Annotated in this window: 13 protein-coding genes; 5 read left to right on the top strand and 8 right to left on the bottom strand. The window is 71.8% G+C overall.

All coding sequences use genetic code 11. The features are described from left to right. Positions 1 to 1,080: short-chain fatty acyl-CoA regulator family protein (locus AOK22_RS34930; RefSeq protein WP_055702726.1), on the top strand; the 1,080-nt coding region annotated here is incomplete at its 5' end. On the opposite strand, the gene AOK22_RS34925 is transcribed toward AOK22_RS34930, so the two are convergent. The 4 genes from AOK22_RS34925 to AOK22_RS34910 all read right to left on the bottom strand — a co-directional run bounded on the left by AOK22_RS34925 (position 1,053) and on the right by AOK22_RS34910 (position 5,136). Next, positions 1,053 to 1,922 (bottom strand): APH(3') family aminoglycoside O-phosphotransferase, encoded by an 870-nt coding sequence (locus AOK22_RS34925; protein ID WP_107102104.1) that lies wholly within the window; start codon positions 1,920 to 1,922, stop codon positions 1,053 to 1,055. The genes AOK22_RS34930 and AOK22_RS34925 overlap by 28 nt on opposite strands. A 97-nt stretch (positions 1,923 to 2,019) precedes the next feature. Further along, positions 2,020 to 3,591, bottom strand: coding sequence for a PTS ascorbate transporter subunit IIC (locus AOK22_RS34920; protein ID WP_055702725.1), 1,572 nt, complete (start codon positions 3,589 to 3,591; stop codon positions 2,020 to 2,022). 120 nt (positions 3,592 to 3,711) lie between these two features. Further along, on the bottom strand, positions 3,712 to 4,509 hold the full coding sequence (locus AOK22_RS34915; RefSeq protein ID WP_055702724.1) for a PTS sugar transporter subunit IIAB: 798 nt from the start codon (positions 4,507 to 4,509) through the stop codon (positions 3,712 to 3,714). A 102-nt stretch (positions 4,510 to 4,611) separates the two neighbouring features. Beyond that, complete coding sequence (locus tag AOK22_RS34910) at positions 4,612 to 5,136, bottom strand: YceI family protein (protein WP_055702723.1); 525 nt, start codon at positions 5,134 to 5,136, stop codon at positions 4,612 to 4,614. Positions 5,137 to 5,389: 253 nt separating this feature from the next. Between AOK22_RS34910 and AOK22_RS34905 the strand changes: the two genes are divergently transcribed. The 3 genes from AOK22_RS34905 (at position 5,390) to AOK22_RS34895 (ending at position 8,077) form a co-directional block, all read left to right on the top strand. Next, positions 5,390 to 6,385 carry a DUF3048 domain-containing protein gene (locus AOK22_RS34905; RefSeq protein WP_055702722.1) on the top strand — a complete coding sequence of 332 codons (996 nt, stop codon included), beginning with the start codon at positions 5,390 to 5,392 and terminating at the stop codon, positions 6,383 to 6,385. A gap of 258 nt (positions 6,386 to 6,643) precedes the next feature. Continuing rightward, positions 6,644 to 7,027: a MerR family transcriptional regulator gene (locus tag AOK22_RS34900; protein ID WP_055702721.1), complete on the top strand. Its 384-nt coding sequence runs from the start codon at positions 6,644 to 6,646 to the stop codon at positions 7,025 to 7,027. A 36-nt stretch (positions 7,028 to 7,063) separates the two neighbouring features. Beyond that, complete coding sequence (locus tag AOK22_RS34895) at positions 7,064 to 8,077, top strand: NADPH:quinone oxidoreductase family protein (RefSeq protein ID WP_055702720.1); 1,014 nt, start codon at positions 7,064 to 7,066, stop codon at positions 8,075 to 8,077. A 77-nt stretch (positions 8,078 to 8,154) separates the two neighbouring features. Here the strand turns inward: AOK22_RS34895 and AOK22_RS34890 are convergent, their stop codons facing one another. Continuing rightward, positions 8,155 to 8,964 (bottom strand): NAD(P)H-binding protein, encoded by an 810-nt coding sequence (locus AOK22_RS34890; protein ID WP_055702719.1) that lies wholly within the window; start codon positions 8,962 to 8,964, stop codon positions 8,155 to 8,157. A 132-nt stretch (positions 8,965 to 9,096) separates the two neighbouring features. Here AOK22_RS34890 and AOK22_RS34885 point away from each other — a divergent pair, with 132 nt between their 5' ends. Next, the gene (locus AOK22_RS34885; RefSeq protein ID WP_055702718.1) at positions 9,097 to 9,513 is read left to right on the top strand and encodes a winged helix-turn-helix transcriptional regulator; all 417 of its coding nucleotides are present in this window, start codon (positions 9,097 to 9,099) and stop codon (positions 9,511 to 9,513) included. Between the two features lie 205 nt (positions 9,514 to 9,718). Here AOK22_RS34885 and AOK22_RS34880 read toward each other — a convergent pair whose 3' ends face one another. The 3 genes from AOK22_RS34880 to AOK22_RS34870 form a co-directional block, all read right to left on the bottom strand. After that, positions 9,719 to 11,938, bottom strand: coding sequence for an MMPL family transporter (locus AOK22_RS34880; protein WP_055702717.1), 2,220 nt, complete (start codon positions 11,936 to 11,938; stop codon positions 9,719 to 9,721). 321 nt (positions 11,939 to 12,259) lie between these two features. After that, positions 12,260 to 14,524 carry an ATP-binding cassette domain-containing protein gene (locus AOK22_RS34875; protein ID WP_055702716.1) on the bottom strand — a complete coding sequence of 755 codons (2,265 nt, stop codon included), beginning with the start codon at positions 14,522 to 14,524 and terminating at the stop codon, positions 12,260 to 12,262. Between the two features lie 154 nt (positions 14,525 to 14,678). Beyond that, positions 14,679 to 15,836, bottom strand: coding sequence for an epoxide hydrolase family protein (locus tag AOK22_RS34870; RefSeq protein ID WP_055702715.1), 1,158 nt, complete (start codon positions 15,834 to 15,836; stop codon positions 14,679 to 14,681). Between the last annotated feature and the right edge of the window lie 366 nt (positions 15,837 to 16,202).

Raw genomic sequence — 16,202 nt, 5'->3', positions numbered from 1 at the left:
GGCACAGACTCGGGGTCGGGGGCAGGCGCCGGCACCACCAGCACCGACAGAGGCGCACCACGCACCCCGCACGAGGAGATCCGCGAGTTCTTCTACCGCCGCAGGAACTACCTCCACGACGCCGACACCGCCGCCGAGGAGCTGGCCGCGCGCCTCGGCATCCGCCCCGGCGAGGTCCGCGCGTCACTGGGGTCCCGGCTCGCCGACCGGCACGGCGTCCGCGTCACCGCCGACGGGGACAGCCCGCACCACTACGACCCCGCGACCCGCACCCTGCGTCTGTCCCCCAGACTCCGCCCCGGCCAGCAGGCGTTCCGCATGGCCACCCAGCTGGCCCTCCTCGAACACGGCGACGAGCTGTCCCGGTACGCCGGCGAGGACTTCGCCGAGGACTCGACCCCCTGGCGCCTCGCGCGGATCGGCGTGGCCAACTACTTCGCCGCCGCGCTGATCCTGCCGTACACCGGTTTCCACGCGGCCGCCGAGGAGACGCGCTACGACATCGAGCGCCTCACCGACCGCTTCGGCCTCGGCCACGAGACGGTCTGCCACCGCCTCTCCACCCTCCAGCGGCCGAGGCTGCGCGGCGTGCCCTTCTCCTTCGTCCGCGTGGACCGCGCGGGCAACATGTCCAAGCGGCAGTCCGCGACCGGTTTCCACTTCTCCCGCGCGGGCGGCACCTGCCCCCTGTGGAACGTGTACGAGGCGTTCGCCGCGCCCGGCCGCATCCACGTACAGATCGCCGCCATGCCCGACGGGCAGCGTCACCTGTGGACCGCGCGCGCCGTCACCCGCAGCCGCGGCGGCTGGGGCGAGCCCGGCAAGACCTTCGCGATCGGCCTGGGCTGCGAGATCCGCCATGCCTCACGGCTCGTGTACTCCGACGGCCTCGACCTGGACAACGCCTCGGCGGCCACCCCGATCGGTATGGGCTGCCGCGTCTGCGAACGCCTCACCTGTCCGCAGCGCGCCGTGCCGCCGCTGGGCGAGCGGCTCACCGTCGACGAGAACCGCAGCACGTTCGTCCCGTACCCGACGACCCGGCTCCCCGATCAGAAGAACTCGTCGAGCAGCCGGTAGAAGTCCAGCTTGTCCTCGGCGACCGCGACCGTCCCGCCGGACGCCCGGCCGGCCGCCCGGCCGGACGCCGCCCACCGGGCGTACCGCTCGCCGTACCGCGCCACGAAGCGCTCGACGTACACCGGGCCGAACCACGGGTCGCTCTCCTCCGCCAACTCCCGCAGGACGACGGCGAGATCGGTGTGCCGGTCCGCGCGGCCGAGGCGGGAGACGTCGATCACGCCGGTGACGCGGCAGGTCTCCGGGTCGAGCAGGACGTTCTCCGGGGTGAAGTCGCCGTGGGTGACGGCCGGTTCCTCCGACGCCGGGCGGGTGCGGCGCAGCTCGTCGAGGAGACGCTCCCCGGACCATCCGGCGCGCTCGTCGTCGAGGTCGTCCAGGTCCACCAGCCCCTGTGTGACGCAGTGGCCCGCCAGTCGCGTCGTCACCGCGAGGCCGCGGTCGAACGGACAGTTCTCGGCGGGTAGTTGATGCAGGTCGGCGGCGAGGTCGGCGAGCGCCTCGGCCACCGCGGCCCGCTGCCGCTCCGGCCACTGACCGGCGGCCGGCCTGCCGGGCACCGCCTCGGTCACCAGCCACGCCACGCTCGCGTCGGCGCCTCGCTCGACGACGCGGGGCACGGGAATGCCCCGCCCGGTCAGCCAGGCCAACCGGTCGGCCTCGCCCGCCACGTCGAGCGGCGAGCCGTCCTTCGCGACGGGTGCGACCTTCACGTACAGGTCCGGGGCGCCCTGGCCCGCCCCGGTGAGCCGGTGCACCTCGGCTCCGGAGGCGCCGTCCGTCGCGGGGGTCCATCGGTACGCGGCGTACCTCCGCCGCAGATCGCTGTCCATGATCGGCATCATGGCAGCCGGGTTCCCTGGGCCCCACCGGATATTTTCGGCCGCCGGCGGCGCGCTCACCGCACCCGGTGCGCCCCGGACGCCACCGGGCCGCCGCTCAGGCCCCGTCCGGCGGCGGAGGCGGCTTGGGCGCTCCGCGCGGGGGCGCGATCCTCGCGTAGGTGACGGAGGCACCGGCGGACGCCGTCGCCGCCGCGGGGGTCAGCGCCTCGTCCGGCGGCAGCAGCGCGTCGCGGTGGGCGCCGGGGTCCCAGCCGGTCTCCACCACCCGCTTCTGGACGACGATCGCGCCGAGCAGGATCACCGCGCCGATGAGCAGCATCAGGACGATCCCGCCGACCTCGCCCGCCTTGGCCGCGTACCCGATGGCCGTGCCGAACCAGCCGAAGTCGGCGTCGCCGAAGGTCGTGTTCTCCTCGCCGAAGGCGCCGAGGACCTTCAGGAGCAGCGCGGGCAGGAAGGTGATGAGGACGCCGTTGACGAAGGCGCCGAGGGCCGCGCCGCGCCGGCCGCCGGTGGCGTTGCCGTAGACGCCGGCCGCGCCGCCGGTGAAGAAGTGCGGGACCAGGCCGGGCAGCACGAGGGCGAGCCCGAAGGCCGGGTGGAAGACCCAGGCGAGCAGGCCGAGGCTGACCAGGCCGCCGATGAAACTGCAGATAAAGCCGATCAGGACGGCGTTCTGGGCGTAGGGGAAGACGATGGGCGCGTCGAGGGAGGGCACCGCTCCGGGCACCAGCTTCCGCGCGATGCCCTGGAAGGCCGGGACGAGTTCGCCGAGGATCGTACGGACGCCGAAGAGGATCACCGCGACCGCGATGCCGAACTGCAGGCCCTGCATGACGGACTGCATGACGTAGTCGCCGACGCCGGTCGCGCCCGGCGCGCCGTTCTCGCCGAAGGCCTTGAAGGCCTCCTCCTTGCCCACCTTGCCCAGGAAGACCAGCGACATGATCAGGTAGATCAGCACCATGGACAGGGCGGTCGCGACCATCGAGTCCCGCAGGAACCGCAGCCCTTCGGGAAGGTTCATCTCCTCCGTGCTGCGGCTGCGGCGGCCCACCAACTGGCCTGTGGCGCCCGCCGCGACGTACCCGGCCGTCCCGAAGTGCCCGATCGCCACGCTGTCGTTGCCCGTGACGCGCTTGGTCCAGGGGTGCGCGAAGGCGGGCATGGCCACCAGCAAAATGCCGAGCAGAACGCCGCCGACGACCACCACGACCCACGAGGCCTGCCCCGCGATGGCCAGGACCATCGTCAGCAACGTCGCCATGAACAGCATGTGATGGCCGGTCAGGAAGACGTAGCGCAACGGCGTGAAGCGGGCCAGCAGCAGACTGATGGCGAAGCCGAGGATCATCAGCCAGGCGACACGGGCACCGTACTGCTCCTGCGCGATGCCGACGATCGCCTCGTTGGTGGGGATCACGCCGTGCGCGCCCGTGGCGCCCTGGATCATCTCGCCGAGCGGGGCGAGGGCACCGACGACGAGCGTGGCGCCGGCCCCGATGAGCAGGAAGCCGAGCGTCGCCTTGATGGCCCCGCCGACGATCTGGCCGGCCGACTTCTTCAGCGCGATCAGACCCGCTGCCGTGATGAGGCCGATGAGGTAGGCGGGTTGGCTGAGGATCTCGTTGACGAGAAACTCGGCGATCGACACGAGCCAGTCCATGGGTTCTCCGTCCCTCTCTCCGCGGATTCTCCGTCCCGCTCCGCGCGGTCGGACGTCGCAGGCGTCCGTGACGTCGGCGGTCTCCCGGACGTCCAAGGCGCCTCAGACGTCGAAGGTCTCTCAGACGTCGTAGGTGTCCCTGAGCACGCGGTCGGCCTCCGCCGCGCTGGTGAAGTCCTCGACGACCTTCACCGGGACGCCCACGTCACCGAGCGTCCTGGCGATCTCCCGCGAGGTGAGGATGGCGACGGCCTCGTTCGCCTTGCCCTTGGCCGAGATGGTGTCGGTCGCCTCGACGGTGACGTACCGGCCCCACCCCCAGCGGTCCAGGACGCCCTCGACGGTCTGCTTGAGGAACAGGCTGGTGCCGACGCCGTTGCCGCAGACGGTCAGGATCTTGTGCAGGTCCCCGCCGCCCCGCGCGGCGGACGCCGCGGGCCGCTCCGGCTCCTTGGCCCGCTCCGGCACCGCGTCGCCCCGGAGGATGGCGTGCACCGCCTGCGGGGTCGGTGCCTCACGCAGGGCGCGCGTCGTGTCGGGGTCGGCGAGCAGCCGGGCGAGCGCGCCCATGGCCGCGGTGTGCTCGGAGGCGTCCTTCGCGGCGAGTCCGACGACGAGGTCGACCGGGTCGTTGGTCTCGTGCCCGAACTCCACCGGCTCCGCGAGGCGCACCCAGGACATCCCCGTGCGCAGCACGGCGGGCGAGGGCCGGGCGTGGGCGAAGGCGAGGCCGGGCGCGATGACGATGTAGGGCCCGTTCTCCCGGACGTTCTCGATCATCTCCGCGGTGTACGTGTCCGTGGCGGCGCCCGTCGCGACCATCAGGTCGCCGGCGCGCCGCACGGCCTCGCGCCAGTCGGCCGCCGGGGCGTCGACGAGCACGGCTTCCACGGGGAGGATCTCGCTCAGCGCTGCCATGCACATGATTCTCGCCGACGTGCCCGGCCCGGCACGTCCGGAGCGCCGTTCGGGGGCCGGTGGCCCGCGCCCGAACGGCGCCGTGCAGCGGCGGCGGCCCGCTCAGCGGGAGGCGTGCACGTCCAGGGAGATGTGCAGCCGGGCGCCCGTCATGCCCTTCGCCTTGGTCACTCCGAACGCGTGACGGTCGACGGTCGCCGCACCCCGGACCACGAAGCGCCGCCCGTCGACGGCGGCCGACTCGACGGCGACCTCGACGGTCCGTGTCACCCCATGGACCGTCAGCTCCCCCACCAGCACGGCCTGGGGACCCTCGTACCGGAGGCCGTGACCGCGGAACGCGATCTCGGGGTACGCCGCCGCGTCGAGGTAGTCGGCGGACAGGACGTGGTCGTCGCGTCGCCGCAGGCCCGAGTCGAACGAGCCGGTGCGGATCGTGACGTCGACCGTCGACTCCTCGACCGGGTCGGCGACGACCACCGTGCCCCGCGCGAGGGCGAAGGTCCCGCCCACCGGGACGAGGCCGAAGATCGACCTCGTGCGGAAGCGGACCGTCGATGCCGTCGTGTCGATGTCGTAGGTGCCGGGCTCCGGCACCGCCGGTGTCCCCGTGTTCGTCGCGCCCATGATTCCCACGCCTTCCCCGTGTCCGCAGGTGTCCGGCTGCTCAGGCCTCTCAGCATGGGTGCGTGCCCCGGACACCGGAAGAACCGGATGTCCGCTCCCGGCCAGGACAAATGTCACCGCTCGAAAGAGTGATGTGCCGCCGTTGGATGGCCCCAGCGGCGATTGGCCGGGGGCCTCCACGCGGTAGGCCTGCGCCTGCCGCCCCCGCGGCGACGCAGTCCCCTCCCGCTCGGCCACGAATGGAGACGCCGCGATGGCAGCAGCAACGGTCCGGCCCCTCACCCGCCGCACCCGACTCGGCGCGAAAGTGCTCGCCCTCGTCGCCACCGCGACGCTCGTCGCGGGCGCCCCGGCCCAGGCGGGCGCCCCGGCGGACGGCGAGGGGGCGCCGCCCCGCGGCCCGTCCCCGTTCACGGGCCTGACGGTACATCAGGGTCCGGTGCTGGCGGTGAAGTTCGACAACGCACGACTGGCCCGCCCGCACACCGGGCTCGACCAGGCGGACATCATCTATGTGGAGAAGGTCGAGGGCGGGATGAGCCGCCTGATGGGCGTGTACTCCAGCAAGCTGCCCAGGGCGGTCGGCCCGGTGCGCAGCGCCCGCGAGTCCGACATCGAGCTGCTGCGTCAGTTCGGCCGTCCCGCGCTGGCCTACTCCGGGGTGCGCAGCGCGCTGCAGAAGGTCCTCAGGGACTCCCCGCTGTACGCGCGCTCGCAGGGCCGTCTGCCGGGCGCGTACTTCCGCCAGAGCGGCCGTCCCGCGCCGCACAACCTCTTCGCGCGACCCGACGCGGTGCTGCGCTCGGCGCCGAAGGCCGACCGCCCGACCGACATCGGCTTCCGCTTCGGCCCGGCCCCGGCGGGCGGCACCCCCACGGACGTGCGGACGGTCAGGTACCCGTCGGCGAGCCACTCCTTCCGCTGGTCGCCGCGGGAGGGCCGCTGGCTGGCGTCCTTCGACGGGGTCCCTGCCCGCAGCACGTCGGGGTCCCGGCTCGGCGCCCGCACGATCGTGATCCAGTACGTGACCATGCGGCCCTCACGCTTCAAGGACGTCAACGGCGCGGTGACGCCGTACATCGAGACGGTCGGCAAGGGCAAGGCACTGGTGCTGCGCGACGGCAAGGCGTACGCGACGCGCTGGACGCGGTCGGCGGCCACCGGCGGCACGAGCTTCACGCTGGCGGACGGCAGGCCGATGCCGTTCGCGCCCGGCCAGGTCTGGATGGTGTACGCGGACCGCCGCTGACCCCACACCGGTCAGCGGCTCGGCTCGTCCCTGGGCGACCGTGGGCCCGATCTTGCCCTGGATGTGTCCTCGGGCGGCGCGTTCGCGCGCGGCCCGAGGGTCCGCGAGCGCGGACGTGCCGTCGATCGGGACGCGGACCGGATCGCGACGCGGACCGTCCCCGCGTCGAGCAGGCGCCCCCCTCCACGCCTCGTGCGTCCCCCTGCGCCACGCCCGGCCCGGCCGGAAGATCCCCGAGCGCCCTGGCGTTGTTCGGTCATGAAGATCGGCGAAGCTTCCCGGCTCAGCGGCGTGAGTGCGCGGTCCTTGCGGTACTACGAGGACGAGGGCCTGATCGTCCCCGGCCGGTCCGGCAACGGGTACCGCGACTACTGCTCGTCCACCATCGACCGGGTCCACGTGGTGCGCTCACTGCTGGAGTCCGGGCTGTCCGTGCGGTTGATCAAGGAGGTACTCCCCCACCTCGGCGCCGGCACGGACGACGTGTGCGCGGAGTTCCTGCACGAGGTGCAGGCGTACCGCGACCGGCTGGCCCGGCGCATCGCCGGCCTCAGCGCACAACAGGAGGCGCTCGACGCCTACTTGGACGCGGCCCGCCAGGACGGCCGACGGCCGGGAGAGCGGTCGGTGGCCGCGACTTGACCTTGACACACGTGTGAAGCTTCTACCGTCCGGTGCATGGACATCGACGAGCAGCGCCACACCACCGAAGAGACCGTGCGAGCACTGGTCCAGGCATCGCACGAGGGTCCGCGGGACCTCACCCTCACCACCCGGCCCCGTCCCGCCCCCGGACCCGGCGAGTACCTGATCCGGGTCGGCGCGGCCGGGGTCAACTTCGCCGACGTCATGCAGACCCACGGCACCTACGGGGGCGGTCCGACGGCCCCCTACGTGGCGGGCTTCGAGGCCGCCGGCGAGATCGTGGGCACCGGCCCGGACGTCGAGGCTCCCCTGCCCCTGGGCACCCACGTCGTCGGTGCCGGACCCGGCGCCTTCGCGCAGTACATGACGATGCCGGCCGCGGGCGTCGTCCCCGTCCCCGCCGGCTGGAGCGACGCCGAGGCGCTCGGCCTGGTGCTGAACTGGGCGACCGCGTTGGCGGCGCTCAGGCCGTTGGGCGAGGTCGGGCCGGGGGAGGTCGTGCTCGTCCATGCCGCGGCCGGCGGCGTGGGGCAGGCAGCCGTCCGGCTCGCCCGCCACTACGGCGCACGCGTGATCGCCACGGCGTCACCCGCCAAGCACGACACCGTCAAGGCGCTCGGCGCCGACGAGGTCCTGGACAGCCGGCGTCCCGATCTGGCCGCGGAGATCACCCGGCTGACCGGCGGTGTCGACCTGGTCCTCGAATCAGTGGGGCGGGCCACCTTCGACATCAGCCTGTCCGTCGCCAAGCCGTTCACCGGACGCGTCGTCGTGTTCGGTGCCGCTTCCGGAGACACCGAACTCAGCACCCACGACCTGATCTTCACCCATCAGGTCCAGCTCAAGGGCCTGCACATCGGCGCGCTGGCGCACGCGGCCCCCGACATATACCGCTCCCTGCTCACCGAACTCGACGCGCTCATCGCCCAGGGCGTGTACCCGCCCGGGACTCCCCGGATCCACCCCCTGTCCGACGGCCCGGCGGTACTGCGTGATCTGGAGTCCGGCCGGACCCACGGCAAGCTCGCCCTCGACCCCTGGAGCTAACGCTCGACCCCTGGAGCTCACGACGGGCGAAAGCACGCCCCACCCTCGCGGCCGACTGCGCGGCACCGTCACCGGGTTCAGCCGCGCACCGCCCGTACATACGCCTCCACGGCAGGGCGCGGCGCACGCCCGAGCAGGGCGCGCAAGGCGTTGTCCTCGACGGAGGTGCCGTCCAGGAAGCCTCCGGCGATCGCCGAGTACGTGCTGAGCAGCATCGGCACCTGGAAGGGCAGCGCCTGGCCCGCTCCGGCGATCGCCGCGCGGGTGTCGCCGAGGGCGCCCGGTTCGTACGCGCCGCCGATCGCGGCCGCCAGATCGGCGCCGCCCAGCGCCTGTTCGCCGACGAGTTCGTAGGTGCGGCCCGCGTGCGCGTCCGGTGCCGTGGCCACGCGTACGGCGACCTCCGCGAGGTCCTCGCGGGCCACCGCGGCCAGGCGCCCGGTGCCGAGCGGTGCGGCGATCGTCCCGTCGGGGCCCGGCGCGGCGATCGCGGCGAGGAACTCCGCGTACAGGCCGTTGCGCAGCACGGTCCACCGCAGCGAGGAGTCACGCAGTCTGCGCTCGGTCCAGCGGTGGGCCAGCGCGTACGTGAGGTGGTCGCCGTCGCCGCTGAGGCTGGTGTAGACGAGGTGGCGCACGCCCGCCTTCTCCGCGGTGGATATCGCGGCGTCGTGGCGGGCGATGACGACGTCGTCCTCGGCGGCCCCCGCGGAGATCATCAGGAGGGTGTCGACGCCGGTGAAGTCCAGGGACGCCGGGTCGTCGAAGTCGGCGCGGCGCTCGCCCGGCGCCGGGGCGCGGGTGCCGAGGACGACGTCGTCGCGTCCTGCCAGGCGGGCGGTGACGAGCGTGCCGAGGGCGCCCGTGGCACCGGTGATCATGAGCATGGGAAGGTTCCCCCGTGGTCGGTGGTTCTGTCCTGTGGTTTCGTCATGAGGCTCTGCCGCCGGCGTTCCCGCGGGCAGCGGCCTTGGGACCAGCATGATCGGCGGCGCGCGGCCGCGTAAGGAGGCACTTTGATGTCAGCAGGGCACACCGGTGTAACCACTGCCCCGGCGGGTGAGCCGGTGATCAGCTGTGAGACGCCGCAGGACGAGTGCGGGGTCAGGGACGTCCTGGACCGGCTCGGCGACAAGTGGTCGGTCTACGTGGTGGTCGAACTCGCCGGGGGCGTCCTGCGGTTCAAGGAGTTGCAGCGCCGGATCCAGGGCGGCATCTCGCAGCGGATGCTGACCCTGACGGTGCGCCGGCTGGAGCGCGACGGGCTGGTCAAGCGGACGGTGCATCCGACGATCCCGCCGCAGGTCGAGTACGAGCTGACCGCGATGGGGCACAGCATGACCCACCTCATCAAGGCGCTGGCCGACTGGTCGATCGACCATCGCCCCGCCATCGCCGCGGCCCGCGCCTCCTACGACGAGGCGCAGGAGGCGTAACTCCTTCAGCGAACGCGGAGAACCCGGACAACCCAGAGGGCCAACAGGACTCAGAGAACCCAGGGGACTCAGAGGACTCAGAAACCGAGCAGGAGAACCCGGCAGCAGACCCGGAAGACACCGGGAAAGGACCGAACGGGCCGGTCGGGGCGCTCCCCCTCAAGGGGGTGTCCCGTCCGGCCCGCTCGTCGAGAACGGCGGTGCGTCACCTGCCCGCGGTGGCCAGCTCCCGTTCCTGCTCGGCGCCGGGCGCCGCGGTGTCGCCGAGGTTCTTGTGCAGCTTCTCGCCCTCCACGTCCACGTTCGGCAGGGCCTTGTCCAGCCAGCGCGGCAGCCACCAGGCGGACTTGCCGAGCAGGGCGAGCACGGCGGGCACGATCGCCATGCGGACGACGAAGGCGTCGAAGAGGACGGCGATGGCGAGGCCGAAGCCCATCATCTTGATCATGTCGTCGTTCTCCATGATGAAGCCGGAGAAGACGCTGATCATGATGATCGCGGCCGCGGCCACGACGCGTCCGCCGTGGGTGAAGCCGGTGACGACCGACTCGCCGGGGCGCGCCCCGTGGACGTACGCCTCACGCATCCGCGTCACGAGGAAGACCTCGTAGTCCATGGCGAGACCGAAGACCACACCGATCATGAAGATCGGCATCATGCTCATGATCGGGCCGGGCTGGTCGACACCGACGATGTCCGCGAGCCAGCCCCACTGGAAGACCGCGACGACGGCGCCGAGCGCGGCGGCCACCGAGAGCAGGAAGCCGAGCGCCGCCTTGAGCGGGACCAGGACCGAGCGGAAGACCAGCATCAGGAGCAGGAAGGCCAGTCCGACGACGAGCCCGAGGTAGGGCAGCAGCGCGTCGTCCAGGGTCTGCGAGAAGTCGATGGTCATGGCGGTCTGGCCGGTGACCAGGATCTCGGAGCCGGTGTCGGACCCGATCCCGTCCGCGGTCGAGCGGATCGTCTTGACCAGTTCCTCGGTCTTGTGGTCGCTCGGGCCGGTCTCCGGGACGACGTTGATGATCGCGGTGTCGCCGGCCTTGTTGGGCTGGGCGGGCGTCACGGCGGCGACGCCGTCGATCTTGGCGATCGAGTCGCCGGCGGTCTTGGCGGCGCCCGCGACGTCGGCGTCCTTGCTGACGGTCACCATCAGGGGGCCGTTGAAGCCCGCGCCGAACGACTCGGACAGCATGTCGTACGCCTTGCGCTGGGTGCTGTCCGGTGCCGCCGTGCCCTCGTCGGGCAGGCCGAGCTCCAGGCTCGTGGCCGGGACGGCGACGGCGCCGAGGCCGACGACGGCGACGAGCAGGACGGCGAGCGGGCGGCGCAGCACGAAGCGCGCCCAGCGGGTGCCGAGCTTCGGCTTGGCGTGCGGGTCCAGGAGGGCGCCCGCGGGCTTCTTGCGGTCCTTGCGGCGCAGCACCTTGCGGCCGGCGAAGCCGAGCAGCGCGGGGATCATGGTGAGCGCGATGAGGACGGCGATCACGACGGTGCCGGCGGCGGCCAGGCCCATCTTGGTGAGGATCGGGATGTTGACGACGGCGAGGCCGGAGAGGGCGACGACGACGGTGAGTCCGGCGAACACCACGGCGGAGCCCGCGGTTCCGGTGGCCCGGCCCGCCGCTTCCTCGGGCTCGCGGCCCTCGGCGATCTCGGCCCGGTAGCGGGAGACGATGAACAGGGCGTAGTCGATGCCGACCGCGAGGCCGATCATCATCGCGAGCGTCGAGGTGGTGGCGGACAGGTCGAGGACACTGCCGAGCGCGCCGATGGCGGAGATGCCGATGCCCACGCCGATGATCGCGGTGAGCAGCGGCATGCCCGCGGCCACCATCGATCCGAAGGTGATGATCAGGACGACCGCGGAGATCGCGATGCCGATGAGTTCGGCGCTGCCGCCCATCTCCTGCTCGGCCATCACGGCGTCACCGCCGGTCTCGACCGTCAGGCCCGCGTCGCGGGTCGTGTCGGTGGCCTTGGTCAGCGCGTCACGCGCCTTGTCGGTGAGTTCGGTGCCCGCGACCTTGTAGGTGACCGAGGCGTAGGCGGTGGTGCCGTCCTTGCTGACGGTCTTCGCCTCGTACGGGTCGGCGACACCGGCGACCTGCGGGCCCTTCTGGATGGCCGCGATCATCTTCTCGACCTCGGCCTTGGGCTTGGCGGAGGTGATCTTCTGGCCCTCGGGGGCGCGGATGACGACGCGGGCGCTGGCTCCCTCGGCGCTGGCGTCGGGGAAGCGCTTCTCCAGGACGTCGAAGGCCTTCTGCGACTCCGTCCCCGGCATCGAGAAGGTGTCGGCGGGCGGCGCGGGAGCAGCCGAGGCTGCGACGCCCGCACCCACGAGGAGCGCCACCCAGAGCAGCGCCACGTAGCCGCGCCGCCGGAAGGCGAGGCGACCTAGTTTGTACAGGAACGTAGCCACGGCGAAGAGGACTCCCGTCGGGTTCGGCAGGCAGGGACGACCCCCCGCCGATGCGATCGCCGCACGTCAGGGGGTCCAGCAGGATTCCTCTCCATCCTCACGGCCGTTCGAAGGACATGAGTCCGACTGCGAGCCGGACTATCGACCCACGGTCGCTGTACTGCGTCGCGACGGGTGTCATCCCCTGGGAGGAGAGCCGGGCGCCCCGTCTAACTCACAAGGAGCAGGCACGTGTCAACAGTTCCTTCGGCATTGGCGCGGAACAATCGGCTCCCTTTCTTCCCGTACCAGCGCGGTCCTTCCGACGGCACCGTCCGGAGGTCATCCGGCGACGTACTCCCGCAGGTGTCGCGCCGTGACGGTGTCCCCTTCGGCGACGAGCCGGGCGGGCGTTCCGGTGAACACCACGCGTCCGCCGTCATGGCCGCCACCTGGGCCGAGATCGACGATCCAGTCGGCGTGCGCCATGACGGCCTGGTGGTGCTCGATGACGACGACGGTGTTCCCGTCGTCGACGAGCCGGTCGAGGAGGGCCAGGAGCTTGTCGACATCGGCGAGGTGGAGGCCGGTGGTCGGCTCGTCGAGGATGTATGTAGACGACTTCTCCGCCATGTGAATGGCGAGTTTCAGCCGCTGGCGCTCGCCTCCCGAGAGGGTGTTGAGCGGCTGTCCGAGCCGCAGATAGCCGAGGCCGACGTCGAAGAGGCGGCCCAGGACGGTGTGGGCCTGCCCGGTGGGGAAGAACGCGTGCGCCTCGGCCACCGACATCGCGAGGACCTCGCTGATGTCCTTGCCGCGCAGCCGGTGGGTGAGCACCTCGGCGGTGAAGCGCCTGCCCTCGCACTCCTCGCACACGGACGCCACCCCGGCCGTCATCGCCAGGTCGGTGTGGATCAGCCCGAGGCCACTGCACTTGGGGCAGGCGCCCTCCGAGTTGGCACTGAACAGCGCCGCCTTGACGCCATTGGCCTTGGCGAAGGCGGTGCGGATCGGCCCGAGGAGTCCGGTGTACGTCGCCGGGTTGGAGCGGCGCGAGCCGCGGATCGGCGACTGGTCGGCGACGACCACGCCGTCCCGGTCGGCGAGATGGCCGTGGATCAGGGAGCTCTTGCCGGATCCGGCGACTCCGGTGACCACGGTGAGCACGCCGAGCGGGATGTCGACGTCGACGCCCTTGAGGTTGTGCCGGTCGGCACCCTTGATGGACACCTGCCCCGTGGGCGTGCGCACGCTCTGGCGCAGCCGGGCGCGGTGGCCCAGGTGGCGGCCGGTGAGCGTGCCGGAGGCGCGCAGTCCGGCGACGTCGCCGCTGTAGCAGATCTCGCCGCCCGCCTCGCCGGCGCCGGGGCCGAGGTCGACGACGTGGTCGGCGATCGCGACGACCTCGGGCTTGTGCTCGACCACGAGCACGGTGTTGCCCTTGTCGCGCAGCCGCAGGAGCAGGTCGTTCATGCGGCGGATGTCGTGCGGGTGCAGGCCGATGGTCGGCTCGTCGAAGACGTACGTCACGTCGGTGATGCTGGAGCCGAGGTGGCGCACCATCTTGACGCGCTGCGCCTCACCGCCGGAGAGCGAGCCCGAGGTGCGGTCCAGGCTGAGGTAGCCGAGCCCGATCTCCACGAGCGAGTCCAGGAGTTCGCCCAGGCTCGCGATCAGCGGCGCGACGCCGGGGTCGTCGAGTTCGCGCACGAACGCGGCGAGATCCCTGATCTCCATCGCCGAGCACTCGGCGATGTTGCGTCCGCCGACCTTCGAGGAGAGCGCCGCCGCGGAGAGCCGGCTGCCGTCGCAGACCGGGCACCGGGCGAAGACGACGGCGCGGTCCACGAAGGCCTTGATGTGCGGCTGGAGTGCTTCGCGGTCCTTGGCGAGCCAGGTCCGCTGCATCCTGGTGACGAGGCCTTCGTACGTGAAGCCGTTGGAGCCGACCTTCACCTTGACCGGCGCCTTGTGGAGGAGGTCGGCCCACTCCGTCTCCGTGAAGTCCTTGAGCTTCTTGTCGGGGTCGTGGAAGCCGGAGTTGACCACGACCTGCCAGCTCCAGGAGTCCACCGCGTAGTACGGAACGACGATCGCGCCCTCGTTCAGGGAGAGTTCGCGGTCCACCAGTCGGTCGACGTCGACGGTGGAGACCTCGCCGGTGCCCTCGCACTCCGGGCACATGCCCTCGGGCACATTGAAGCTGAAGGCGCCCGAGGTGCCGATGTGGGGTTCGCCGAGGCGGCTGAAGATGATCCGCAGCATGGTGTACGCGTCGGTGGCGGTGCCCACCGTGGAGCGGGAGTTGGCGCCCATCCGCTCCTGGTCGACCACGATGGCCGCGCTGAGGTTGCGCAGCGCGTCGACGTCGGGCCGGCCCCTGCTCGGCATGAACGACTGGACGAAGGCCGCGTACGTCTCGTTGATCAGGCGCTGGGACTCGGCGGCGATGGTGCCGAACACCAGCGAGGACTTGCCGGATCCGGAGACTCCGGTGAAGACGGTGAGCCGCCGCTTGGGCAGGTCGACGGAGACGTCCCGCAGGTTGTTCTCGCGGGCTCCGCGGACCTGGATGACGTTGTGGCTGTCGGCGGGTATGGCCGGCACTGGGCACTCCTTGTCGGGTGAGGCGAGGGAAAAAGCGTACACCGTACTCAGCGCATTCGCGTACACCGTACCCAGTACGGAGGGCGTGTGCGGTCCCGACACGGGAAAGCCCCCGCGGTCGGTGACCGCGGGGGCTTCGCTCACAGGGACCGGATCAGTCCGCTGACCTCAACGGACCGAAGAACGTGCGCAGTTCGCGCGCGACCTGCTCCGGCTCCTCGTGCGCCATGAAGTGACCGCCGTTGCGCGGGGTGCTCCAGTGGCGCAGGTCCGTCATGACGCGCTCGGCGAGGCTCTTCGGGTAGTGCGCGAACGCCGGTTCGTGGCTGAGGGTGACGGCGCCGGGGACGGTGATGGGCGACACCGGCGTGTTGTGCCGTACGTAGTCGTAGTACTGCCGGAAGGACGAACCGATGCTGCCGGTCGCCCAGTAGAGGGTGGCGACGGTCAGCAGGGTGTCCTTGTCCCAGCGGGCCTCCAGATCGCCGTCGCAGTCGCTCCAGTCCCGGTACTTGTCGATGATCCAGGCGAGCAGCCCGGCCGGGGAGTCGCGCAGCGCGGCGGCGATGGTGTCGGGCCGGGTGCACATGATCTCGCTGTAGCCCTGGTCGTCCGCGTCGTAGGCGGCGAGGTGATCGAGGTAGGCCTGCTCCTCAGCGGTCGGCGGCTGCGCCGTGAAGTCGGCGGAGACCACCGCGGAGGTGATGTGCACACCCGCGACCGCCTCGGGGTGGAGCGCGCCGAGCCACTGGGTGACGCCTCCCCCGATGTCCCCGCCGAAGGCGCCGAAGCGCCGGTAGCCGAGGGTCTTCGTCATCAGCTCGTGCCAGATCCCGGCCACTCCCCTGCGGGTGAAGGGCCCCTTGGGCAGCTCGGAGTGGAGAAAGCCCGGCAGGGAGGGCACGACCACGTCGAACGCGTCGGCCGGATCACCGCCGTGGCTGCCCGGGTCGGCGAGCCGCCGGGCCAGGGGCAGCATCTCGACGTAGCTGCTCGGCCAGCCATGGCTGAGGATCAGCGGCAGCGGGGCGGGCGCGCCCTCGGGCCGCACGCCGCGCAGATGCACGAAGTGCACGCGGGCCCCCGCGACCTCGGCGATCCGGTGCGGGAAGGAGTTCAGCGCGGCCTCGGCGGCGCGCCAGTCGAAGCCGTCCGCCCAGTAGGAGACGAGTTCGCGCAGGTAGTCGGGGTCGGTGCCGGCGGCCCAGTGGGTCGGGTCGGAGGCCGAGGTGAAGAGGGTGCGCTCCAGGCGCGTACGCAGGTCGTCGAGGACGTCGTCGGAGACGGAGACCTGGAAGGGCGTGCTGCTCACGGGTGGTTCGGTTCCTTCGCTCAGGAGGATGCGATACGTGATCGCGACGGGTGGGCGCTCCTGGGCTGCGGCAGGCGTCCCGGGGAGGGACGCGGACGTCTGTGTCAGACGCCGACTGCGGTCAGGAGGGCCCGGACGGGGTGCTGAGTGGTCTGCGCGGCCATCGGGCTCACCTCCTGGATGTCTCGCGGCGCGGGGTGCGGCGCGTTCGACTCCGGCGATCATACACACGTACCGCTGTACGTCACCCGGGAACTGACGACCGGATCGCCGCGGGCGGGGACGACGAATCAGCTCTCGTCACGGAGGCGGGGCGGGCACCGGCACGGGGGCCTGGACCGCGCTCGTGCGCAGGTCCTAGGACCT

Source organism: Streptomyces silaceus, assembly GCF_001419745.1.
Lineage (GTDB): Bacteria > Actinomycetota > Actinomycetes > Streptomycetales > Streptomycetaceae > Streptomyces > Streptomyces silaceus.
This window is presented reverse-complemented; position numbering and strand designations above follow the sequence as displayed.